General features: G+C 67.2%; 22 protein-coding genes. 5 read left to right on the top strand and 17 right to left on the bottom strand.

Annotated features, from left to right (window positions below; genetic code table 11):
- Positions 1–46 precede the first annotated feature (46 nt).
- On the bottom strand, positions 47–643 hold the full coding sequence (locus tag C0099_RS03330) for a Yip1 family protein (protein ID WP_102246133.1): 597 nt from the start codon (positions 641–643) through the stop codon (positions 47–49).
- Between the two features lie 126 nt (positions 644–769).
- On the opposite strand from C0099_RS03330, the gene C0099_RS03325 reads away from it, so the two are divergent.
- Together C0099_RS03325 and C0099_RS03320 are read left to right on the top strand one after the other, a co-directional pair.
- On the top strand, positions 770–1,264 hold the full coding sequence (locus C0099_RS03325) for a DNA-deoxyinosine glycosylase (RefSeq protein WP_102248362.1): 495 nt from the start codon (positions 770–772) through the stop codon (positions 1,262–1,264).
- Entirely contained in the window at positions 1,261–2,502 is a 1,242-nt protein-coding gene (locus C0099_RS03320) for a TIGR03862 family flavoprotein (RefSeq protein WP_102246132.1), read from the top strand. Before C0099_RS03325 ends, C0099_RS03320 begins: the two co-directional genes overlap by 4 nt.
- On the opposite strand, the gene crcB is transcribed toward C0099_RS03320, so the two are convergent.
- Both crcB and C0099_RS03310 read right to left on the bottom strand, forming a co-directional pair.
- Positions 2,483–2,872, bottom strand: a complete 390-nt coding sequence (crcB, locus tag C0099_RS03315) for a fluoride efflux transporter CrcB (RefSeq protein WP_102246131.1) — start codon at positions 2,870–2,872, stop codon at positions 2,483–2,485. The genes C0099_RS03320 and crcB overlap by 20 nt on opposite strands.
- Before the next feature lie 12 nt (positions 2,873–2,884).
- Positions 2,885–4,021 carry a mechanosensitive ion channel family protein gene (locus C0099_RS03310; RefSeq protein WP_199797647.1) on the bottom strand — a complete coding sequence of 379 codons (1,137 nt, stop codon included), beginning with the start codon at positions 4,019–4,021 and terminating at the stop codon, positions 2,885–2,887.
- Positions 4,022–4,146: 125 nt separating this feature from the next.
- Between C0099_RS03310 and C0099_RS03305 the strand changes: the two genes are divergently transcribed.
- Both C0099_RS03305 and C0099_RS03300 read left to right on the top strand, forming a co-directional pair.
- On the top strand, positions 4,147–4,446 hold the full coding sequence (locus C0099_RS03305; RefSeq protein WP_102246130.1) for a hypothetical protein: 300 nt from the start codon (positions 4,147–4,149) through the stop codon (positions 4,444–4,446).
- Positions 4,447–4,533: 87 nt separating this feature from the next.
- Positions 4,534–6,267 carry a glutamine--tRNA ligase/YqeY domain fusion protein gene (locus C0099_RS03300; protein WP_102246129.1) on the top strand — a complete coding sequence of 578 codons (1,734 nt, stop codon included), beginning with the start codon at positions 4,534–4,536 and terminating at the stop codon, positions 6,265–6,267.
- A 10-nt stretch (positions 6,268–6,277) separates the two neighbouring features.
- On the opposite strand, the gene mnhG is transcribed toward C0099_RS03300, so the two are convergent.
- The 14 genes from mnhG to C0099_RS03230 all read right to left on the bottom strand — a co-directional run bounded on the left by mnhG (position 6,278) and on the right by C0099_RS03230 (position 20,556).
- Positions 6,278–6,679: a monovalent cation/H(+) antiporter subunit G gene (gene mnhG / locus C0099_RS03295; RefSeq protein ID WP_102246128.1), complete on the bottom strand. Its 402-nt coding sequence runs from the start codon at positions 6,677–6,679 to the stop codon at positions 6,278–6,280.
- Positions 6,676–6,993: a monovalent cation/H+ antiporter complex subunit F gene (locus tag C0099_RS03290; protein ID WP_102246127.1), complete on the bottom strand. Its 318-nt coding sequence runs from the start codon at positions 6,991–6,993 to the stop codon at positions 6,676–6,678. The genes mnhG and C0099_RS03290 overlap by 4 nt, the downstream gene beginning before the upstream one ends.
- Positions 6,990–7,490 carry a Na+/H+ antiporter subunit E gene (locus tag C0099_RS03285; protein ID WP_102246126.1) on the bottom strand — a complete coding sequence of 167 codons (501 nt, stop codon included), beginning with the start codon at positions 7,488–7,490 and terminating at the stop codon, positions 6,990–6,992. Before C0099_RS03285 ends, C0099_RS03290 begins: the two co-directional genes overlap by 4 nt.
- 1 nt (position 7,491) lies before the next feature.
- Positions 7,492–8,988: a proton-conducting transporter transmembrane domain-containing protein gene (locus tag C0099_RS03280; RefSeq protein ID WP_228151639.1), complete on the bottom strand. Its 1,497-nt coding sequence runs from the start codon at positions 8,986–8,988 to the stop codon at positions 7,492–7,494.
- Positions 8,985–9,410, bottom strand: coding sequence for a sodium:proton antiporter (locus C0099_RS03275; protein ID WP_102246125.1), 426 nt, complete (start codon positions 9,408–9,410; stop codon positions 8,985–8,987). Before C0099_RS03275 ends, C0099_RS03280 begins: the two co-directional genes overlap by 4 nt.
- Complete coding sequence (gene mbhE / locus C0099_RS03270) at positions 9,410–12,133, bottom strand: hydrogen gas-evolving membrane-bound hydrogenase subunit E (RefSeq protein ID WP_102246124.1); 2,724 nt, start codon at positions 12,131–12,133, stop codon at positions 9,410–9,412. Before mbhE ends, C0099_RS03275 begins: the two co-directional genes overlap by 1 nt.
- Before the next feature lie 385 nt (positions 12,134–12,518).
- Entirely contained in the window at positions 12,519–13,355 is an 837-nt protein-coding gene (locus C0099_RS03265) for a pseudouridine synthase (RefSeq protein WP_228151638.1), read from the bottom strand.
- A gap of 16 nt (positions 13,356–13,371) precedes the next feature.
- A complete protein-coding gene (locus tag C0099_RS03260; RefSeq protein WP_102246122.1) occupies positions 13,372–13,773 on the bottom strand; it encodes a Na+/H+ antiporter subunit G in 402 nt (133 codons plus the stop codon).
- A 10-nt stretch (positions 13,774–13,783) separates the two neighbouring features.
- Positions 13,784–14,053 (bottom strand): K+/H+ antiporter subunit F, encoded by a 270-nt coding sequence (locus C0099_RS03255; RefSeq protein WP_102246121.1) that lies wholly within the window; start codon positions 14,051–14,053, stop codon positions 13,784–13,786.
- Positions 14,050–14,568, bottom strand: coding sequence for a Na+/H+ antiporter subunit E (locus C0099_RS03250; RefSeq protein ID WP_102246120.1), 519 nt, complete (start codon positions 14,566–14,568; stop codon positions 14,050–14,052). Before C0099_RS03250 ends, C0099_RS03255 begins: the two co-directional genes overlap by 4 nt.
- Positions 14,568–16,091, bottom strand: coding sequence for a monovalent cation/H+ antiporter subunit D (locus tag C0099_RS03245; protein WP_102246119.1), 1,524 nt, complete (start codon positions 16,089–16,091; stop codon positions 14,568–14,570). The genes C0099_RS03250 and C0099_RS03245 overlap by 1 nt, the downstream gene beginning before the upstream one ends.
- On the bottom strand, positions 16,088–16,441 hold the full coding sequence (locus tag C0099_RS03240; RefSeq protein WP_102246118.1) for a Na+/H+ antiporter subunit C: 354 nt from the start codon (positions 16,439–16,441) through the stop codon (positions 16,088–16,090). Before C0099_RS03240 ends, C0099_RS03245 begins: the two co-directional genes overlap by 4 nt.
- 1 nt (position 16,442) lies before the next feature.
- Positions 16,443–19,298: a monovalent cation/H+ antiporter subunit A gene (locus C0099_RS03235; RefSeq protein ID WP_102246117.1), complete on the bottom strand. Its 2,856-nt coding sequence runs from the start codon at positions 19,296–19,298 to the stop codon at positions 16,443–16,445.
- A gap of 307 nt (positions 19,299–19,605) precedes the next feature.
- Positions 19,606–20,556, bottom strand: coding sequence for a D-2-hydroxyacid dehydrogenase (locus C0099_RS03230; protein ID WP_102246116.1), 951 nt, complete (start codon positions 20,554–20,556; stop codon positions 19,606–19,608).
- Between the two features lie 228 nt (positions 20,557–20,784).
- Here C0099_RS03230 and C0099_RS03225 point away from each other — a divergent pair, with 228 nt between their 5' ends.
- Positions 20,785–21,522, top strand: coding sequence for an IclR family transcriptional regulator (locus tag C0099_RS03225; RefSeq protein WP_102248359.1), 738 nt, complete (start codon positions 20,785–20,787; stop codon positions 21,520–21,522).
- Positions 21,523–21,568 lie beyond the last annotated feature (46 nt).

Raw genomic sequence — 21,568 nt, 5'->3', positions numbered from 1 at the left:
GCCGGGTACGCAGCAATGCGTCCGGCAGGTGCCACATCCACGCGCGTCAGCGCAGCCCCACCACCATGCTCAACAGCAGCGACAGCACCACCATCAGGGCGGCCCACGCAATGATGCCGGCGAGCAGCACGAAGGTGCCCATCACCCGCGCACGGCTGCGATCGCCGAGCCGGAACAGCGGATAGACACCGTGGTAGATCAGCGCCGCCGATGCGATCCACGCCAGCACCGCGACGACGACATTGAACGCCACCGACGGCACGAACAGCGCCAACGGCGCGAGCCACAGCGGCGTGGGCGCGATCGCGGCGAGCATGAAGGCGTCGTCGTAGTCGGGCGTGACCTCGACCACGTCGCCCATCTGCTGGATCATCGAGGCCATCAGCGCGACCATGCCCAGTTCGACCGCGAAAAACATCGTCGCGACCACCAGCGCCTCGCCCGTCGTGATGTGCGGCACCACCGCGGGGAGCACCGCGCCGGGCGTGACCAGCAGCGCGTACATGAACATCGCGGCCGGAATCAGCGACATCGGCATGACGTACATCGCCATCATCCGCGTCACGCCGGGGCGCTGGCGAATCACGTCCTGCCAGCCCTCGGAATACGACCAGAACATTTTGGGAAGATTGTGCGTATCCATGTCCGACCTCCTCTACGGTGTGGATGGAACGCCGCGAACGGCACCGTCGGCCGCTGCGTGATCCCAGTATAGAAACCAAGGCGCCGGACTTCACGGCACAATATCGCCCCGATGCGATCCGACACCATGCTCCGTCTGCAAGCCTTCCCGCCGCTGGTCGCGCCGGGCGCACATACGCTGATCCTCGGCAGCATGCCGGGCTCGGCCTCGCTCGCCGCGCATGCCTACTACGCCCATCCGCGCAACGCCTTCTGGCCGATCGTCGGCGAGCTGCTCGGCTTCACCGCGGACGCTCCCTACGCCGAACGCGTACGCGCCCTGACTGCCGCTGGCTACGCCCTGTGGGATGTGCTCGGCGCATGTCGACGCGAGGGCAGCCTGGATTCGGCCATCGACCCGGCCTCGCTCGAGGTCAACGACTTTGCGACCTTCCTCACGCAACATCCAGGCATCGAGCGCATCTTCTTCAACGGCGGGTTCGCCGAACGCAGCTTCCGCCGCCACGCACTGCCGCTGCCCGGACGCACGCCGGCGCTCACGCGCCTGCCCTCGACCAGCCCCGCCAACGCGTCGCTTACGCTGGACGACAAGCGCGCCGCCTGGCGCGCGATCCTGCGATGAGCACGCCCGCACGCATCGAAGTCGCCGTGATCGGCGCCGGCCCGGCGGGCCTGGCCGCCGCCGAAGTGCTGGCGGCGGCCGGCCATCGCGTCGAGGTCTTCGACGCGATGCCCTCCCCGGGCCGCAAATTCCTGCTCGCCGGCATCGGCGGGCTCAACCTCACCCACTCGGAACCGCCAGCGGATTTCGTCGCCCGTTTTGGCGCGCGCGCCACGCGGCTCGCGCCGATGCTCGAGCACTGCGGCGCCGACGCGCTGCGCGAATGGGCCGCCGGTCTCGGCATCGCGACCTTCGTCGGCAGCTCGGGGCGGGTCTTTCCGCAGCACATGAAGGCCGCCCCCTTGTTGCGCGCGTGGCTGCACCGGCTGCGCGAGGCCGGCGTGCATGTGAACGTGCGTCATCGCTGGAACGGCTGGCACGGCCAGCGACTGCGCTTTGCCACCCCGGGTGGCGAGCGCCGCGTCGAGGCGCGCGCGACGGTGCTGGCGCTTGGCGGCGCGAGTTGGGCACGACTCGGCTCGGACGGCGCGTGGGTGCCCTGGCTCGCCGCACGCGGCGTCGACCTCGCGCCGCTGCGAGCGGCCAACTGCGGCTTCGACGCTGACTGGAGCGCGCACCTGGCCGATCGCTTCGCCGGCCAGCCGCTGAAGAACGTGGTCGGCCACGTCGGCGACGCGAACGGCGTCGAACATCTCCGCGCGGGTGAATGCGTGCTCACCGCGACCGGCATCGAGGGTGGGCTGATCTATGCCCTGTCGGCGCCGCTGCGCGAAACCATCGCCGCGCGCGGCGAGGCCACGCTGTATCTGGATCTCGCGCCGGGCCGAAACGAGACACGCCTGCGCGACGAGCTGGCGCGGCCGCGCGGCCGGCGCTCGTTGGCGAGCCACCTGCAGGGCAAGACTGGCTTGAGCGGTGCCAAGGCAGCGCTGCTGCGCGAGTGCACGCCGCGCGAGGCAATGGAAGATGCGGCGCGGCTGGCCGCCGCGATCAAGCGCCTGCCGCTGCGCCTGCTGCGCACCCGCCCGCTGGATGAAGCGATCAGCACGGCCGGCGGCGTGTGTTTCGAGTCGCTCGACGACGCGCTGATGCTGCGTGCGCTGCCCGGCGTGTTCTGCTGCGGCGAGATGCTCGACTGGGAGGCACCGACCGGCGGCTACCTGCTCACCGCCTGCTTCGCGACCGGGCGCGCCGCCGGCGAGGGCGCGGCGCGCTATCTCAGGCGCGCAACGACATGACCAGCGTGTAGCCGGCCCAGGCCATCGCCAGTGAGCCGGCCACATGGGCGAGCGTGTGCAGCGCGAGCCAGCCCCATTCGCCACGCTGCAACAGGTGCAGGCCCTCGGCCGAGAAGGTCGAGAAGGTCGTCAGCCCGCCGAGCAGGCCGGTGGTGAGGAACAGCTTGGCCGCCACCGGCAGCGCAGGCAGGGTCTGTACCAGCGCCAGCACCGCACCCATCAGCCCCCCGCCAACGAGGTTTGCCACCAGTGTGCCCAGCGGCAGGCTCACGAACCACGGATTCATCCACAGCCCCAGCCCCCAGCGCAGCCAGGCGCCGATGGCGGCACCGGCACCGACGGCGACGAAGGCGGGCAGTGCGGCGCTCATCGCCCGCCTCGGTCAGCCCGCTGCATGTGCCACCGGCTGCGGCTCGGCGAGGCCGTCGACCCGCAATCCTTCGGGCAGATGCAGCGTGCGGGTGGGGAAGGCGATCTCGGCACCGTGGCGCTCGATGATCTCGCCGATCTTGAGCAGCACGTCCTGCTTGATCTCGTGATAGCGCACCCACTGCGTGGTGCGCGTGAAGGTGTAGACCATGATGTCGAGCGAGCTGGCGGCGTACTGGTTGAAATTGACGATCAGCGTCTGGTTGGTGTCGATTTCGCCGTGAGCGCGCAGCATCTCGCGGATGTCGTCGACGATGCCGGCGACCGCGGCAAAGTCGTCGTAGCGCACGCCGATGGTTTCGTAAATGCGCCGGTTGGTCATGCGCGAGGGATTCTCCACCGTGATCTGCGTGAACACCGAATTGGGCACGTAGATCGGGCGCTTGTCGAAGGTGCGGATGCGGGTGATGCGCCAGCCGATGTGCTCGACCGTGCCCTCGATCTCGCGATCCGGCGAGCGCACCCAGTCGCCGATCGCGAACGGCCGATCCATGTACACCATCAGCCCGCCGAAAAAGTTCGCCAACAGGTCACGTGCCGCAAAGCCCACCGCGATGCCGCCGATGCCGCCGAAGGCCACCACGCCCGAAACCGAAAAGCCCAGACTCTGCAGAATCACCAGTGATGCGGTAATCAGCACCGACACGCGCAGCAGTTTGCCCACCGCGTCGACGGTGGTGCGGTCTACCGGGCGCTCGCGCGCGCCCTGGTGGGTGATCACCGCCTGCTGGGCATTCTCGATGAAGCTTTGCAGAAACCACGTAATGCACCCCACCACACCGACCGTGCGCAGCGGCTCGAAGAATTCGAAGATGGTCGCCTCGGTGGTTTCGTAGACGATGCGCACGGCGAAGCTCAGGCCGATGATCCAGGCGAGCACCGTGACCGGTTTGCGCGCGGCCGACACCAAAGCGTGACGCCATGGCGCCTGCTCGGGCGAGGCCCGCTCATCAATGCGCGCGAGCACGCGGCGCAGGATGAAGTTGGCCACGACCACTGCCAGCACGACCGCGAACAGCTGCGCGATCAGCTTCCAGCCCATGTCGACATCCGACAGCCAGGCGACGACTTGCTCGATCTGCGGTTCCACCTCGACAGCACTCCCATTTCCGGTTCCGGCCCGCGATTTTAACCCAGCGGCGCACAGGCCCCGATTACCGCCCGCGCACGCTTTGCTAGAGCGAACATTCGTACCCCTCCCGTGGCTTCGACACGATGATCGGCGCCTCCTCCCCTGCCGCCATGCTGCCGCCCCCCGGCGGCGGCACCCGCACGCCGCCCGTCCGGCGTCGAGCCCGGTCCGCCGCGCAGGACCGTGCGGTCGCGACACAGGCCGCGCAGATGGCCTTGCAGGCACGCGTAGAACAGGCGATGCAGGAACGCGAGGGGCGCGAGGAGGCGGCGAACGACGGTGGCGCCGCAGCGTTCGAACTCGTCGACACGGCGGTGCGAGCAGCCTATGGCGCGGGCGCCGCGACCACCACGCCGGGCGCGTCCATCAGCGTCTTCGCCTGAGGCCTTGCAAGCGAGCCACCCACAGACGCGGTAGAATCGCGCGCTGCATGACCGCCGCGATCCCCGATTCATCCGAGGCCCCTATCCGTGTCAGACAAGCGCGCCAGCGAACACCCGAGCCCGGGCAGCAACTTCATCCGCAACCTCGTCGAGGAAGACAACCGCAAGGGCACCTGGAGCGGACGCGTCGAGACGCGTTTCCCGCCCGAGCCCAACGGCTACCTGCACTACGGCCACGCCAAGTCGATCTGCCTGAATTTCGCCCTGGCCGAACATTTCGGCGGCGAATGCCATCTGCGTTTCGATGACACCAATCCGGAGAAGGAAGAGCAGGAATACGTCGACGCGATCATCGATGCGGTGAGCTGGCTCGGCTACGACTGGGGCAAGCATCTGTACTTCGCCTCGGACTACTTCGAGACCATGTACCAGTGCGCGGTGGCGCTGATCGAGGCCGGCAACGCCTACGTCGACTCCCTGCCCGCCGACGAGATGCGCGCGCTGCGCGGCACGCTCACCGAGCCGGGCAGCGACAGTCCGTACCGCAGCCGCAGCGTCGAGGACAACCTCGACCTGTTCCGGCGCATGCGCGCGGGCGAGTTCGCCGACGGCGCGCACGTACTGCGCGCGAAGATCGACATGGCCAGCCCCAACCTCAATCTGCGCGACCCGGTCATCTACCGCATCCGTCGTGCCACGCACCACCGCACCGGCGAGCGCTGGTGCATCTACCCGCTGTACACCTTCGCGCATCCCATCGAGGATGCCATCGAGAACATCACGCACTCGATCTGCACACTCGAGTTCGAGGACCAGCGTCCGTTCTACGACTGGCTCTTGGCCGCGCTGGCCGACGCCGGCATGTTCGAGCGCCCGCTGCCACGCCAGATCGAGTTCGCCCGCCTCAACCTCAATTACACCGTGCTGTCCAAGCGCCGGCTGATCCAGCTTGTCGACGAAGGTCACGTCGATGGCTGGGACGACCCTCGCCTGCCTACCCTCATCGGCGCGCGCCGGCGCGGTTTCACGCCGGAAGGCTTCCGCCTCTTCGCCGAACGTATCGGCGTGTCCAAGTCCGATTCGTGGATCGACATGAGCGTGCTCGAAGAGTGCATGCGCGAGCATCTCAACGAAGCGGCCGAGCGCCGCGTGGCGGTGCTCGACCCGCTGAAACTCGTCATCACGAACTATCCGCAAGGCAGCGAGGAGTTGTGCGAGGCGCCCAATCACCCACTCAAGCCGGAGCTGGGTCGGCGCGAGATGCCCTTCACGCGCGAACTGTGGATCGAGCGCGAGGACTTCATGGAAGAGCCGGTCAAGGGCTTCCGGCGTCTGTTCCCCGGCAACCAGGTGCGACTGCGCTACGGCTATGTCGTCCGATGCACCGGCTACGAGAAGGACGAGGCCGGCAACGTCACCGCGGTGCTGGCCGAGTACATGCCGGATTCCAAGAGCGGCACGCCGGGCGCCGACAACTACAAGGTCAAGGGCAACCTGCACTGGGTCTCGGCGGTGCACGGCTATCGCGCGCAAGTTCGCCTCTACGACCGCCTGTTCGACCAGCCACATCCGGGCGCACGACGCGAGGGCGACGCGCCCGAACTCGAGCGCAGCTTCCTGAAAGACCTCAACCCCAACTCGAAGCAGGTCATCGAGGCCTGGCTGGAGCCGGCGTTGCGCCGCGCCCAGCCTGAGGAGCGCTTCCAGTTCGAACGCCACGGATACTTCGTCGCCGACCGCATCGACTCACGCGACGGCGCGCCGGTATTCAACCGCAGCGTCACACTCAAGGATTCCTGGGCGAAGGCGCAATCGGCCTGAAGCCGGCGAGTCAGCCGTCCTCGGCGACCCGCTTCGCGGCGGCCTCGTCGCCCGACGCGGCTTGCGACGCGGGCACCGCTTGCGGTCGGGTCTCGAGCGCGTTGCCCAGCGGACCGACGATGGGCTTGAAGCCCGCCCGCCAGGCCGCACGCGACACGGCATGCGCCGCCAGCGGCGCGGTCGCGAGCAGCACGCTCAGCGCGAGAATCGCCTCCAATGCGGTCTCGCCACCGGAGGCGGCGGCCGCGCCGGCGAGAATCAGGATTGCGCCCAGCGCACCGGCCTTGCTCGCCGCGTGCATGCGGGTGTAGCAATCCGGCAGGCGCGACACGCCGATCGCGCCGAGCAGGCTGAACAGCGCACCGGCGAGTACCAGGATCGAGGCGATCCACGGCATCAGCGATCCGTTCATTTGTGTTCCTCCGGGTTCATGCCGGTATCGTCGACCTCCCGATCCTTGCGGAACAGCAGCGCGAAGCCCACCGTGCCAAGAAAGGACACCAGCGCCAGCACCACCGCAACGTCGAGAAAGACCGACTGACCGGTGATCAGGGAAACCGTCACGATGGAGGCGACGCCGAGCAGCGTCATGGCGTCGATCGCGACGACGCGGTCGGCGCCGGTCGGACCACGCAGCAGCCGCGACAGGATCAGCCCGCCGCTCACGGCGAGCAACGCGACGACCAGCGGCAACACCCAGAACGCACCGGCCAGTTGAATCGTCATTGGATCTTCTCCTTGAGCGGCGGCGCCTCGCCCGCGTCGATCCACGCGAGCAGGCGGCGTTCGATTTCGCGCACACCCGACTCGACCTCGCCGACCGAGTCGGCATCGAGCGCGTGCACGTACATCAGCCCCGATTCGGCGTCGTACTCCATCGCCATGGTGCCGGGCGTGAGCGTGAGCAGGCAACCGACCAGGGTCGCGATGCGCTCGTCGCGCCGCGCCAGCGCGATCGGGACAATCGCCGGGCGAGGCTTGCGACCCAGTGCGAACACCACGCGCGCGACGTCGACGCTCGCCTTGACGACCTCGCCCGCGAACCAGAACAGGAAGCACGTGCCCAGTTCGACGCGGCGCACGTAACGGCCGATGCCCATCATCCCGGCGCCGAGCTTGAGAAACAGATAGACGACGATCGACGCGACCAGCACCCCCAAGGGCGAGAGCCCGTCCGAGAAGGCCGCCAGCACGACCGCGAGCAGAAGATGAATGCCCAGCATGTCACCGCCCTCCCGTCGCGCCCATCTGGCCCAAGTGGCCGACGGGCTCCGCAAGCTGTCCGGCCGCGGCGATCGCGTAGTCCATCACCGGCCCGGCGCCCAGGCCGATGGCCACCGTCATCGCCGCCAGTACCGACACCGACCACCACGCACCATGCAGGCCCGCAACCGGCCGCACGGCGTCCTCGCCTTCCGGGTGCGCCTTGAGAAAGGCCTCGTTCCAGATCTTGCTCATCGACAGCAGCGTCAGGATGCCCGTCACCAGCGCGACCCCCGCGGCCCACCAGAAGCCGCCCTCGAGGCTCGCACGCACCAGCACCAGCTTGGCCCAGAAACCCGACAGCGGCGGAATGCCCGCGAGCGACAGGGCGGGAATGGCGAACAGGATCGCGAGCAGCGGCCATTTCGCGTACAGCCCCCCCATCGCGGCCAGCCGTTCCGAGCCGGTCAGGCGCGCGGCAAGGCCGCCGACGAAGAACAGGTTCGCCTTCACGATGATGTGATGGATGATGTAGAAGACCGCGCCGGCGATCGCCAGCGGCGTGGCCAGCGCCAGCCCCAGGATCATGTAGCCGACCTGGCTGACGATGTGAAAGGACAGGATGCGCCGCACCTCGTTCTGCGCCGCGGCGCCGAGCACGCCGATGAGCATCGTCGCGCAGGCGATCCACAGCAGCACCACATGCGCGTCGCCGAACTCCGGCCACAGCAGCGTGACCATGCGGATCAGCGCATACACGCCGACCTTGGTGAGCAGGCCGGCGAACAGCGCCGAAACCGGCGTCCACGCCACATGGTAGGAGGCCGGCAGCCAGCCGAACACCGGGAACAGCGCGGCCTTGATCGAGAACGACAGCAGCATCAGCACCACCGCCATCGTCGAGCCCGGCGGCACTTCGCCCGCGCGGAAGATCATCGCCAGCTCACCCATGTTGAGCGTGCCGGTGGCGCTGTAGATCATGCCCGCCGAGAGCAGGAAGAGCAGCGTCGCCACCAGGTTGAGCACGACATAGGCCATGGTGCCGGCCAGGCGCCGCCGCCCCGCGCCCAGCGAGAGCATCGCGAACGAGCCGATCAGCAGCACCTCGAACCACACGTAGAGGTTGAACACGTCGGCCGTGATGAAGGCGCCGCACACGCCGCACAGCAGCCCGTGCACGAACAGGTGAAAGTCGCGCGCGACCTCGATGTCGCCGTCGCGCCGGATGCCGTAGCAGATGGTCGCCAGGCCGATCGCACCGGTGATCGCGACCATCGCCGCCGACAGGCGGTCGATCACGGCCGAGATGCCGTAGGGCGCGGGCCAGTTGCCCAGCTGTCCGGCGAGCACCACGTCCGAGGCCGCGAGACCGACCAGCGCCAGCCCCACCGCCAGCAGGACTACGCCACCGGTCACGCTGATGCGCCGCACCAGCGCGTGCTGACCGCGCAGCAGCAGGCACAGCACGAGCGTGGCCAGCGGCACCGCGATGGGTGCGACGAGCAGGAAGTTCATCATGCGCGCGGCCCCTCCCCGCCCTTTGCGACGGACGCGTCGGTACGCTCGCCGGCGTCGTCGCCACGCCCGTCGGGCGCGGCCTCCTCGGTGGCCGCCGTGACGAAGTCGGTGGTCGTCATGCCGTGGGTCTCGCGCACGCTCTTGAGCACGGCCAGCGCGAACACGAACAGGCCGAAGCCGATCACGATGGCGGTGAGCACCAGCGCCTGGGGCAGCGGATTGGCCCCGTCGGAGGGCACATGGGTGGCGCTCACGAAAGCGGCCGTCTCACCGAAGAATCGTCCCGAGGTGAGCACGCCGAGGTTGATCGCGTTGCCGATGATGACGATGCCGAGCACGACACGCACTAGATTACGGTCGAGCAGCATCCACATGCCGATGGCGGCCAGGCCGCCGACCGTCAGTGCTGCGATGATCTCCATCAAGAAACCCTCCCGGCCAGGCGCTGCAGCATGTGCATCACCGAACCGAATACCGTCAGGAAAACGCCCACATCGAACAGCAGCGGCGTGCCCAGCTTGACCCCGGCAGGCGCGAACCACAGCCCGGTCAGGAACGGCTCGCCCGCCACGATGCCGAGCAAGCCTGCGATCAGCGCCAGGCCGAGGCCGGCCCCGATCAGCCGTGGCGGCGAGGTCCACATCAACTCGCGCGCGAGCCGGTTGCCGAAGGACAACACCAGCAGGATGAAACCGACCGCTGCGACCAGTCCGCCGATGAAGCCGCCACCGGGCAGGTTGTGGCCGCGCCACAACAGGATCAGCGAGACCAGCATCAGCACGATGGCGAACGGGCGCATGCCCACACGCAGCAACGGCGAGTCGAATTCCGGCTCGCCCTCGTCGGTCAGTCGGGCCGCCTTGCCGCCACCGAGCAGGGTGGCCGCACCCAGCGCCGAGAGGGCGACGACGAGAATCTCGCCGAGCGTGTCGAAGGCACGGAAGTCCACCAGCACGACGTTGACCACGTTGCTGCCGTGACCGCCCGGATAGCTGTTGGCGAGAAACCACTGGGCGATGTCGCCGGGCAGTTCGTGGTCGACCGCGGCGACCAGCGCGCCGGCCACGGCCAGGCCGAACAGGCCCGAGATGATCGCGTGGAACACCCTCACCGAGGCGTGGCGCGCGCCCACCGCCGGAATGCGCGGCATGGTACGGAACACGAAGGCGAGGAAGACCACGGTCAGCGTCTCCACCATCAACTGCGTGATCGCCACGTCGGGCGCATTGACGGCGAGAAAGATCAGCGCCAGGCCCAGACCGCTCGCACCCAGGGCGGTGACCAGGGCAAGTCGCCCGCGCATCACCGCCGCGGCCGCCGCCCCGGCCAGCGCGAGCACGCAGCCGACTACGGCCGGCAGGTTGATCGGCGAGTACACGCCACCCGAGAGCAGGTTTTCCTCGCTGACGATGATCGCAACGAGCACTACGGCGGTCGTGATCAGGCTCATCATCGTCATGTGCAGCCGCAGCGAGCCGTGCTGGAAGCTCACCGCGATGCTCGAGGCGAACGCGAACAGCCGCTTGAGCAGGCGATCCCAGATCAGGTCGCCGGACACGTTCCAGTACACCCGCGAGAGCGCGATGTAGCGCCGCACCAGATGCCGGTAGCCGTAGAACAGCGCGCCCAGCGCGACCGTCACCAGGCTCGCAATCACCGCCGGCGTGATGCCGCCCCAGAGATACAGATGCACGTCGATCTCTCCGCGCGCGACCGACTGCACGGCGGCATTGACCAGCCATTCCTCGGGCCAGTCGTTCCAGGCCCCCAGCACGAAGCCGCCCACGGCGAGCAACACCGGACCCAGCCACATCGGCAGCGACACTTCGTGCGGATGGCGCGGGAAATTGCCTTCGCGACCGAGAAAGGTCCGGATGAATACCAGGCCGGCGGCCGTGAGCATCAGCGCGTTGGTGAGAATCATGACCAGCGTCACCACCCAGCCGGCCAGGCCCATCTCGATCAGGCCAGCGTACTTGAATTCCTTGGCGATGAAGCCGAAGAACGGCGGCAGGCCGGCATTGGACAAGGCCGCCAGCGCGACCGCCGCACCGGTAAGCGGCATGTAGCGGATCAACCCGCCCAGCCGCGACAGTTCGCGCGTGCCGGTCGAATGGTCAATCGCGCCCACGGCCATGAACAGTGCACCCTTGTAGAGCGAGTGCGCGAGCAGATACAGCACGAAGGCCTGCAGGCCATAGACGGTGTTCGTGCCGATGAGCATGGTCAGCTGGCCCAGGACGGTCACCGTGGTGTAGGCGAGCAGGCGCTTGAGGTCGGTCTGGCGAATGGCCAGCACCGCGCCGACGAAGGCCGTGGCCGCGCCGAACACGATCAGCGTGGTGCTCCAGCCGACGTCGCCCCCCATCACCGGATTGAGGCGCGCCATCAGGTACACGCCGGCCTTGACCATGGTCGCCGAATGCAGATAGGCCGACACCGGCGTGGGCGCGTTCATCGCGTTGGGCAGCCACAGATGGAATGGCAATTGAGCCGACTTGGTGAAACAGCCCAGCAGCACCAGCACCATGATCGGATAGAACAGCGCATGCCCCCCGATGGCGTCGGCGTCCAGCTCGGAAAAGCTCCAGCCACCGCCCACCACGCCCAGCAGGATCAGGCCTGCGAGCAGGGCCAGCCCGCCACCACCGGTGATCAGCAGCGCCTGCAGCGCGGCGCGGCGTGACACCGCGCTCTCATGCTGGAAGGCGATGAGCAGGAAGGAGGCGACGCTGGTCAGTTCCCAGAAGACGAACATCGCGATCAGATCGTCGGCGACGACCAGACCCAGCATCGCCATCATGAACAGCAGCAGATAGGCGTAGAAACGCCCCAGGTGATGATGGTCGTGCAGATAGGCGCCGGCATAGAGCACGATCAGCGTACCGATACCGGTGATCAGCAGTGCGAACAGCAGCGACAGGCCGTCCAGACGCATTGTCAGGGCGACATCGAGCGCCGGCACCCATGCCGCGCTCTCGACGATCACGCCACCGCCGGCCACGGCCGGAATGCACGAGGCGAACCAGATGAACGAGCCCAGCGGAGCGATCGCGAGCAGCCAGCCCGCGCGATCGCCGATGCGGCGTGCGAACAACGGTGCGACGAGTGCCGACAACGCGATTGCGAAGAGGGCACTCAACATCGCGGACCCTCCCGGAGCGCACCTCCGAACATGGATTGTCCCTCCCACTTTGGCGCCCTCTTCCCGGGCGCATCGTTCTTATCGTCCGTGACCGGATCTTGGGGTACGCCCGGCACGGGCCGCCCGCGCGCAGGCGGCCAATGTCGCCATCAGGGTAAACCATGACGGCGAGCGCGTCATGCCCGGGGCGCAGCTCGGTGACGCCACGCAAACGCATTGACGAACGGCGCCCTCATCGTGATCGCGCAATCACGACGAAGTGACAAGCATCAAGTGGATTTTGTTCAGTCGGCCGGCACGAATTTCGGCCAAGAGCACCGAATTGAACCGAAATTTCAGGATCTTGCGCGGCAGAGTCAGTGCCCGAAAACGTCCCGCGCAACGCTCAGAAGCGTTCGTCGGGCGCCAGGAAGCGCCACTTTCCGGGCGGCAGATCGCCCAGGTACACGCGACCGATGCGCACGCGCTTGAGCGCCACGACCTTCAGGCCGACCAGCTCGCACATGCGCCGGATCTGACGCTTGCGTCCCTCGCGCAGGCGAAAACGCAGTGTGCCCTCCTGCACCCACTCGACCTGCGCACGTCGCAGCTTGCGGCCGTCCAGTTCCAGGCCGTGCTCGAGCAGCGCCAGCCCGTCGGGGATCAATTCGCCCCTGACGCGCACGAGGTATTCCTTCTCGACGTCGGAATCGTCGCCGATGAGACGCCGCGCGATGCGCCCGTCCTGGGTGAGCACCAGCAGACCGGTGGAATCGATGTCCAGCCGTCCGGCCGGGGCGAGCCCACGCAGATGAGCGGGACGGAAGCTGCCCGGGCCGTGCAGGGTGTCGGCCGAGATCAGCGACACGGCCGGCGTATGGCCGTCCTCGGCCTGCGCCGAGACGTAGCCGATGGGCTTGTGCAAGACGATGGTGACGCGCTCGGCCTGCAACTGCTTGGCCTCGCCGGCGAGATGAATCTCGGCATCGGGCGCAATGCGCGTGCCCAGTTCGCTGACGCGCTCGCCGTTGACGCAGACCAGCCCGCGTTCGATGTAGGCGTCGGCCTCGCGACGCGAACACAGGCCGCGCGCGGCCATCACCTTGGACAGGCGCACACCCTGCGCTGCAGGCTTGCCGGTATCCGCTGCGGGCGCGGATTCGACGCGTGACGCAAGCGCGGGTGCCCCGGCCTTCGGCCTGGTGCGCTCACCTGCCGCACCAGGCACGGATGCGCGCGGCACGCGGCGGCGGTGCTCCTCAGCCACGTTCGTCGGCCGGGTCCGCCTCGTCGTCCGGATGGCCACCCGGCGGGCGGTCGAAGGTCGCCCAGCCGCAGTCGCGCCCGGTCGGCGGCAGTTCGCGCACACGCTCGCGATGCTGGTGCATGTAGGCCTTGGCGACGAAGTGCGCGGTGATCGGGGCGGTCAGGAAGAGGAAGAACACGATCAACACTTCGTGGATCGAGAAATCTCCGGTCACCGAGAAGAACACCACCGAGGCGAACAGCGCGCTGCCGATACCCAGTGTCGTGGCCTTGGTCGGGGCGTGCAGGCGCGCCATCAGCTCGGGCAGCTTGATCATGCCCAGCGATCCGACCAGCAGGAATACGCCACCGATGACGATCAGTGCCGACACCACGAATTCGACGAACAGGTTCATGGTCGCGTCCTCACTCGATGACGTCGCCGCGCAGGATGAAGCGGCAGTAGGCGACGGTGGAAATGAAGCCGAACATCGCGAACAGCAACGCGGCCTCGAAATAGACGGTGGTGCCGTGGAAGATGCCGAAGTAGATGATCAGCGCGATGGCGTTGATGACCATGGTGTCGACCGCGATCACGCGGTCCATCACGCTCGGACCCTTGGCCAGACGCCACAGGTTGAGCAGCAGCGCGACCGAGACCGACAGGAAACCGAAAATCAGGGCGTACTCGATCATCCGAAGATCTCCATCAGGCGAGTCTCGTAGCGTGCCTTCATCTCGCGCACCGCGTCCTCGGCATCGGGCGCGTCCAGGCAGTGCACCAGCAGGCTGCGCCCGTCTGCCGAAATATCACTGCTGACCGTGCCCGGAGTCATCGTGATGGTGCCGGCGAGAATCGCGATCGCCTCGGGCGTCTTGAGTTCCATCGGCACCGCCACCCAGCGTGTGTTCAGTTCCTTGACCGGGCAGAACAGGATCAGCTTGGCGACGATGACGTTGGCGACGATGACGTCCCAGGCGACGATCACCATGAATTCCAGCACCTTGCTCCAGGAGCGCACATGCGGCCGGTCCGGCCAGAACTGGCTGGTGATGATCGAAATCGTGACCCCCAGGAGGATGCCGACGATCAGCCCACCGGCGGAAAAATCGTTGAGCAGAAACATCCACAGCAGCACCAGCGCGGCGGTCAGCAGCGGATGCGGGAGCCAGCGCTGCAGGAAAGTGCGTTGATCTTGTTTGGCGTGCATCAGCGGCCTCCCGCGAGTCCGCCGAACAGCACGGCGGACTGATAGTCACCCGGATTGAACAACTGGTAGGCGGTCTCTTCCAGATACAGCATCACCGGCCCGGCAAAGGCGGTGAGCAGCACCGTCATCGCCAGTAGCGCGCCGAGCGCGAAGTAGGGCAGCGCGCGCGGGCGCACGCGGCTGTGGATGACGCCCTCCTGCACGGAACTCTTCCAGAACAGCGTACTGCCGGCGCGCGAAAAGCCGACGATGATCAGCAGCGACGTGGCGAGAACCAGCGCCCATATCGACACCGCCTCGGGCGCCTCGCGCACCGCGTCGAGGATCAGAAGCTTGCCGAGGAAACCCGACAGCGGCGGCAGGCCGGCCATCGCGATGGCGGCGAGAAAGAAGAAACCCGCGACCAGACCCACCTGGTGGAAACGCGGCGCGACCGTCAGCAGGTCGGCCTGGCCGGGACGCCGCTCGGTCACCAGATCGACCACCAGGAACAGGGCAGCCGCGGCAAGCGTGGAATGCACCATGTAATACAGCGCCGCCGCCATGGCCTCGCGCGAGAACACGCCCACCGTCATCAGCAGCGTACCCATCGATGCGATCACCGCGAAGCTGACCATCTGGCCCAGGCTGCGCGAGGCCATCACCCCGAACGCACCCACCACCAGCGTAATCATTGAGGCCGGCATCAGCCAGGGCTGCGCGATCCAGGCCACCTCCTCAGAGGTACCGCCGAAGATCAGCGTATACACGCGGATGATGGAATACGCGCCCACCTTGGTCATGATCGCGAACAGCGCGGCCACCGGCGCGGGCGCGTTGGCATAGGTGCCGGGCAGCCAGAACTGCACCGGCACCAGCGCCGCCTTCACGGCGAACACCACCAGCAGCAGGATCGCGCCGGTGTGCAGCAGCGCCTGATCGGCCGCGGGCACGTCGCGCACGCCCACCGCCAGATCGGCCATGTTGAGCGTGCCGGTGACGCTGTAGATCAGGCCCACCGCGAACAGGAAGAGCGTCGAGCCGATCAGGTTGATCACCACGTACTGCACGCCGGCCTTGACGCGCAGCGCGCCGCCGCCATGCACCATCAGCCCGTAAGAGGCGATCAGCAGCACCTCGAAGAACACGAACAGGTTGAACAGGTCACCGGTCAGGAAGGCACCGTTGATGCCCATCAGCTGAAACTGGAAGAGCGCGTGGAAGTGCTGGCCGCGCTTGTCCCAGCCGTTGATCGTGTACAGCAGCACGCACAGACCCACGATAGAGGTGAGCAGCAACATCATTGCCGAGAGGCGGTCGAGCACCAGCACGATGCCGAAGGGCGCAACCCAGTTGCCCAATGCGTAGCTGAGCACCGCGCCGTCGACCACCATGCCGGTCAGAATGCCCGCGATCACCACCAACAGCGTCGCCGACGCCACCGAGAAGATGCGCGCGAGCACGATGTCGAATCGCATCGCCAGCGCGATCAGCGGCGCGACCAGGGCCGGCAGCAGAATGGGGAGAATGACCCAATGGTTCATCGCTGGCCCTTCCCTGCGTCCTCGCCCGGCAGCGCGACATCGACATGGTCGGTGTCACTCTCGATGAAGGCGCGCAGGGCCATCACCACGATCACGGCCGTCATGCCGAAGGAAATCACGATGGCGGTGAGCACCAGCGCCTGCGGCAGCGGGTCCGTATAACCGGTGGCCGACTCGCTGATCACCGGCGGCAGGTTGATGACCAGCCGGCCCATCGCGAACAGGAAGACGTTGACCGCGTAGCTCAGCAGCGCCAGCCCGAGCACCACCGGATAGGTGCGCGCGCGCAGCACCAGGTAGATGCCCGCGGCCGTCATCACGCCCACCGCAGTTGCAACCAGAAACTCCATCTCAGTTCTCCCTCGAACCGGCATTGGTCAGACGGGACGGATCAATGTCCATCGGCTCGACGTTGACCGGCTGCTTGCCCACCCGGCGACCCAGGCGCGACAGGTTGGCGAGCATCAGCATGACGGCACCGACCACGGTCAGGAACACGCCCACGTCGAAGGCAATCGCGCTGGCGATCTCGAACTTGCCGACCACGGGCCAGTGCAGATAGGTGAAGGTGCTGGTCAGGAACGGATAGTCCATGACCATCGCACCGATGCCGGTGGCCGCGGCGATCAGCACGCCGACGCCGATCATCGCGTGGTAGTCGATGCGCATGCGCTGCGCTGCCCAGGCATAGCCGCTGGCCATGTACTGCAGCAGCAAGGCGATCGACGCCACCAGACCGGCGATGAAACCGCCACCGGGCGAGTTGTGCCCGCGCAAGAAGATGTAGGCCGCGACCATCATCGCCAGCGGCAGCATGATGCGCGTGGCCACCACCATGATCAGCGGATGGCGATCGGCCGACAACGGCATGTCCGGGTACCACGACGAGAGCTTGCCGCCCAGCTCGCCGCGCATCAGCCCGTCGAGCAGCGCGAAGATCGCCAGCGCGGCGATGCCCAGCACGATGATCTCGCCGAAGGTGTCGAAACCGCGAAAATCGACCAGGATGACGTTGACCACATTGGTTCCGCCGCCGCCCGGCACCGACTGGTTCAGGTAATAGGACGACAGGCTCTCGTAGTCGCGCGACAGCACCGCCCAGGTCAGCCCGGTGACGCCGATGCCGCCCAGCGCGGCGACGAGTCCGTCGCGCAGCTTGCGCCCGCCACCGCTCTCGCGCGGCGTCTCCTTGGGAATGAAGTACAGCGCGAGCAGGATCAGGATTACCGTGACGACCTCGACCGAGATCTGCGTCAGCGCCAGATCCGGCGCCGAGAAGTAGAGGAAGCCGACCGACACCATCAACCCCACCACGCCGACCGCGACCAGCGCCAGCATGCGGCGACGATGCATGCACACGGTCGCGATGCAGCAACCCACCAACAGCAGCCAGCCGACCAGCGCGACCGGCGTGACGGCGATCGCCTCGCGCGTGCCCTCGCCGTGCGAGTGCGTGAAGAAGGTGACGAAGCCGATCAGCACCGTGCCACCGATCGCGAAGGCGACGTAGCGCTGCAGGGAGCCGTTGTGCAGCCCCAGCATCGTGACCTGAGAGAAGCGCACCAGGGCAGCCACGCTCGCCTGGAACATGGCCTTCGCCTCCGGGTGCGGACCCGCCTGCCAGATGGCGCGCACGGCGGTGTAGCGCCACAGCGCAAACAGGCCCAGAGCCACCGCCGCGATCGACATGAACAGCGCCGGTGTGAAGCCGTGCCAGATCGACAGATGGAAGTCCGGCACCGGGCCACCGATTACCGCCCCGGCGGTCACGCGCACCAGCGGGCCGGCAATGGTCTCGGGGAACAGGCCGATGGCCACCACCAGCACCACCAGCAACATCGGCGGCAGCGACATGCCCATCGGCGGATCATGCGGCTTGCTCGGATAGTCGTCGCGCTTCGGCCCCAGATAGACATGCACGATGTAGCGGAAGGAATACGCCACCGAGAACACCGCGCCCAGCGTGGCGAACAGCGGAATCACCCAGCCCTGGCCGAGCCAGCTCGCCTTCCAGGCCTCATCGAGCATCATCTCCTTGGACAGGAAGCCGTTGAGCAGCGGCAGGCCGGCCATGGACGCGGCGGCGATCATCGCCAGCGTGGCCGACAGCGGCATCAGGAACATCAGTCCGCCCAGCCGCTTGATGTCGCGCGTGCCGGTCTCGTGGTCGATGATACCGGTGTTCATGAACAGCGCGGCCTTGAAGGTGGCGTGGTTGATGATGTGGAAGACGCCGGCCACCGCCGCCATCGGCGTGGCCAGACCGAACAGGAAGGTCACCAGGCCCAGGTGGCTGACCGTCGAGAAGGCCAGCAGCCCCTTCAGGTCATCCTTGAACAGCGCGATGCCGGCGGCGATCACCATGGTCGCCAGACCGGTGGTGGCGACCAGATAGAACCACCAGTCGGTGCCGGCCAGCGCCGGCCACAGGCGCGCGAGCAGGAAGATGCCAGCCTTGACCATGGTGGCCGAGTGCAGATAGGCCGACACCGGCGTGGGCGCGGCCATCGCGTGCGGCAGCCAGAAATGGAAGGGGAACTGCGCGCTCTTGGTGAAGCAGCCGATCAGGATCAGGATCAGCGCCGGCACGTACAGCGGCGAGGCCTGGATTTCGTCGCCGTGGGCAAGAATGATCGTGAGATCGTAGGAGCCGACGATGTGGCCGAGGATCAGCATGCCGGCGATCATCGCCAGCCCGCCGCCGCCGGTCACCGCCAGCGCCATGCGCGCACCCTGGCGCCCTTCCGGCAGGTGCTTCCAGTAACCGATGAGCAGGAAGGACGAGAGACTGGTCAGTTCCCAGAAGATCAACAGCAGCAGGATGTTGTCGGAGAGCACGATGCCGACCATCGCCCCCTGGAAGAGCAGCAGATAGGTATAGAAATTACCCATCGGGTCTTCCTTCGCGAGGTAGAAGCGCGCGTAGGTGATGATCAGCAGGCCGATGCCCAGGATCAGGCCGGCGAACAGCAGCCCCAGCCCGTCGAGGAAGAAATTGACGTTCAGCCCGAGTTCGGGCAACCAGTTCCAGCCGGCCTGCACGACCTCGCCGCGGAACACGGCGGGCGCGTGCGTAAACAGCAGGCCGAGCGCGAGCAGGGTCACGGTCCCGGTCGCAATCGCACAGGCGTTGCGACCGGCGCGGATCATCAGCGCCGGCAATACCGCCCCGAGAAAGGGCAGCATCACGATCAGGGCAAGACTCATTGTTGTGGTTTCCTGTCGTCCTCTTCCACCGCGCGGCAGATGCGCGACCGCCCCCCTCCAGAACCGGCCGCGCCGGGCATATGACGCCCCGCCTTGCAGTGCTGCGGAGCCGAATCCGGGCTTAAAAAAACCCTGAACCGGCACCGCGCCGGCGCAGGGTCATACGGGTTTTCACTTACTCGGAATCGACCGGGCGTTAAAATAACCTAACTGCCCCTACCCCGGTCAAGTCGCCCGAACGCGGAGCATGACCGGGGTCAAGTCCGCGCAACGCAAGACGATTCCGCCGTTGCGCCGCGCCGCGACCTCAGACCACGCGATTGCGCGGCGTGCCGGCGACGAAGGCCTCGATATTCTCGATGACCTGGTCGGTCACCCCTTTCATGCCCGCATCCGAGGCCCATGCCATGTGCGGCGTGACGATCAGGTTCGGGATGTCGGGCACGAGCAGCGGGTTGCCATCGCGCGGCGGTTCCTTGGACAGCACGTCGACGCCCGCGCCGGCAATCTCTCCGGCACGCAAGGCATCGGCCAGCGCCTGCTCATCGACCAGCCCGCCGCGCGACGTATTCACCAGCACCGCGGTCGGCTTCATCATCTGCAATTCGGCTGTTCCGATCATGCCACGCGTGGCGTCATTCAGGGGGCAGTGCAGCGAGATCACATCGGCCGTTCGCACCACCTCCTCGAAGGCCGTGTACCCCTCGCGCACCGCGCTCGCGCCGCGATGCTCGCCATAGATCACGCGCATGCCGAAGGCCTCGGCCAGCCGTGCCACGCCCTGGCCCAGACTGCCCCGTCCGAAGATGCCCAGCGTCGCACCGTGCAGGTCGCCCACCGGATGGCCGAACAGGCAGAAGTTCCCGCTCGCGGCCCACAGGCCGTCGCGCACGTCCTGCACATACGCGAGCAGGCTGCGACGCAGCGCCATCATCAGCAGGATGGCATGCTCGGGCACGGTATGGACGGCATAGCCGCGCACGTTGGACACCACCACGCCGTGCTCCTTGCACGCAGCCAGATCGATGTTGTCGGTGCCGGTCGCGGCGATCGCGATGAGCTTCAGATCGGGCAAGTGTGGCAGGTGCTCGGCGGTGATGCGGACCTTGTTGATCACGGCGATCTGGGCACCGGCCAGCCGCTCGACCACCTGGTCGGCAGTGCTCAGCGGATATTCGGTCCATTCATGCTCGATCGCCGGCTTGCGAAAACTCGCAGCGATGGATTCGCCCTCGAGGTTCACGATGCGCATGCTCATGCCTGTCTCCCCTTGTTCTCGTCACGCCGAACCGCTTGTCGGCAGAACTGACATGTTACCGCCGCACACCGCGCGCGGAGCGCAGCCGGCCTTGCGGATTTCCGCAATCGCGTTTCACTGGGCGAAACGGGCGCCGCCGTCTACACTTGCGTCATGTCCGTGACATGAAGTGACGACGTGCCCGCCACCGCCTCCGAAACCAAGAACCCGATCCAGGTCGTCGAGCGCATGATGACGCTGCTCGACGTGCTCGCCGCGCACCCGGACCCGATGCCGCTCAAGAACATCGCGCAGCAAAGCGACCTGCATCCGTCGACCGCGCACCGCATCCTCGGCGCGATGAGCGCGGCGGGCTTCGTCGAACGTGGCGAGGGCGGCACCTACCGGCTGGGTATCCGTCTGTTGGAGCTGGGCAACATCGTCAAGTCGCGCATCTCGCTGCGCGACGTGGCCATGCCCTTCATGCTCAAGCTGCACGCCGAGACCGGCGAGAGCGTGAACCTGGGCATGCGCGACGGCGACGCCATGGTCTATGTCGAGCGCACCTCGAGCGGGCGCTCGTCGGTACGCGTGGTGCACATCGTCGGCGCACGCGCGCCGCTGCACACCACCGCATCGGGCAAGCTCTTCCTGGTCGAGGACGGCCGCGACAGGGTGCGTGACTACGCGCAACGAACCGGCCTGCCCGGCAGCACGCCGGCATCGATTACCGAGATCGACAAGCTCGAACGCGAACTGGCCGAGATCCGCCGCCACGACGTGGCCTTCGACCTGGACGAAGTGGAACTGGGCGTGCGCTGCATCGCCGCCGGGATTCGCGACGACAGCGGCGAACTGGTGGCCGGCCTGTCGCTGTCGACCCCGTCCGAGCGCTTCCGCCGCGACTGGGCGCCGCTGGTGCATGCCACCGCGCAGGAGATCTCGCGGGCACTGGGCTATACCGAGTCGCCACCGAAACGTCCCTGAGTCGACACCCGAACCGTCCTCGAGAGCGCAGCAACGAAGCAATCTC

This window comes from Pseudazoarcus pumilus, from assembly GCF_002872475.1.
GTDB lineage: Bacteria > Pseudomonadota > Gammaproteobacteria > Burkholderiales > Rhodocyclaceae > Pseudazoarcus > Pseudazoarcus pumilus.
The sequence above is the reverse complement of the archived record's forward strand: the minus strand, read 5'-3'. Positions and strand labels throughout refer to the sequence as shown.

What these genes read in the sequence shown, in the direction of transcription:
- C0099_RS03330 (WP_102246133.1), bottom strand. Translation starts at nt 643, where the DNA reads ATGGATACGCACAATCTTCCCAAAATGTTCTGGTCGTATTCCGAGGGC.
- C0099_RS03325 (WP_102248362.1), top strand. Translation starts at nt 770, where the DNA reads ATGCTCCGTCTGCAAGCCTTCCCGCCGCTGGTCGCGCCGGGCGCACAT.
- C0099_RS03320 (WP_102246132.1), top strand. Translation starts at nt 1,261, where the DNA reads ATGAGCACGCCCGCACGCATCGAAGTCGCCGTGATCGGCGCCGGCCCG.
- crcB (WP_102246131.1), bottom strand. Translation starts at nt 2,872, where the DNA reads ATGAGCGCCGCACTGCCCGCCTTCGTCGCCGTCGGTGCCGGTGCCGCC.
- C0099_RS03305 (WP_102246130.1), top strand. Translation starts at nt 4,147, where the DNA reads ATGATCGGCGCCTCCTCCCCTGCCGCCATGCTGCCGCCCCCCGGCGGC.
- mnhG (WP_102246128.1), bottom strand. Translation starts at nt 6,679, where the DNA reads ATGAACGGATCGCTGATGCCGTGGATCGCCTCGATCCTGGTACTCGCC.
- C0099_RS03290 (WP_102246127.1), bottom strand. Translation starts at nt 6,993, where the DNA reads ATGACGATTCAACTGGCCGGTGCGTTCTGGGTGTTGCCGCTGGTCGTC.
- C0099_RS03285 (WP_102246126.1), bottom strand. Translation starts at nt 7,490, where the DNA reads ATGCTGGGCATTCATCTTCTGCTCGCGGTCGTGCTGGCGGCCTTCTCG.
- C0099_RS03280 (WP_228151639.1), bottom strand. Translation starts at nt 8,988, where the DNA reads ATGATGAACTTCCTGCTCGTCGCACCCATCGCGGTGCCGCTGGCCACG.
- C0099_RS03275 (WP_102246125.1), bottom strand. Translation starts at nt 9,410, where the DNA reads ATGGAGATCATCGCAGCACTGACGGTCGGCGGCCTGGCCGCCATCGGC.
- mbhE (WP_102246124.1), bottom strand. Translation starts at nt 12,133, where the DNA reads ATGTTGAGTGCCCTCTTCGCAATCGCGTTGTCGGCACTCGTCGCACCG.
- C0099_RS03260 (WP_102246122.1), bottom strand. Translation starts at nt 13,773, where the DNA reads ATGAACCTGTTCGTCGAATTCGTGGTGTCGGCACTGATCGTCATCGGT.
- C0099_RS03255 (WP_102246121.1), bottom strand. Translation starts at nt 14,053, where the DNA reads ATGATCGAGTACGCCCTGATTTTCGGTTTCCTGTCGGTCTCGGTCGCG.
- C0099_RS03250 (WP_102246120.1), bottom strand. Translation starts at nt 14,568, where the DNA reads ATGCACGCCAAACAAGATCAACGCACTTTCCTGCAGCGCTGGCTCCCG.
- C0099_RS03245 (WP_102246119.1), bottom strand. Translation starts at nt 16,091, where the DNA reads ATGAACCATTGGGTCATTCTCCCCATTCTGCTGCCGGCCCTGGTCGCG.
- C0099_RS03240 (WP_102246118.1), bottom strand. Translation starts at nt 16,441, where the DNA reads ATGGAGTTTCTGGTTGCAACTGCGGTGGGCGTGATGACGGCCGCGGGC.
- C0099_RS03235 (WP_102246117.1), bottom strand. Translation starts at nt 19,298, where the DNA reads ATGAGTCTTGCCCTGATCGTGATGCTGCCCTTTCTCGGGGCGGTATTG.
- C0099_RS03230 (WP_102246116.1), bottom strand. Translation starts at nt 20,556, where the DNA reads ATGAGCATGCGCATCGTGAACCTCGAGGGCGAATCCATCGCTGCGAGT.
- C0099_RS03225 (WP_102248359.1), top strand. Translation starts at nt 20,785, where the DNA reads ATGATGACGCTGCTCGACGTGCTCGCCGCGCACCCGGACCCGATGCCG.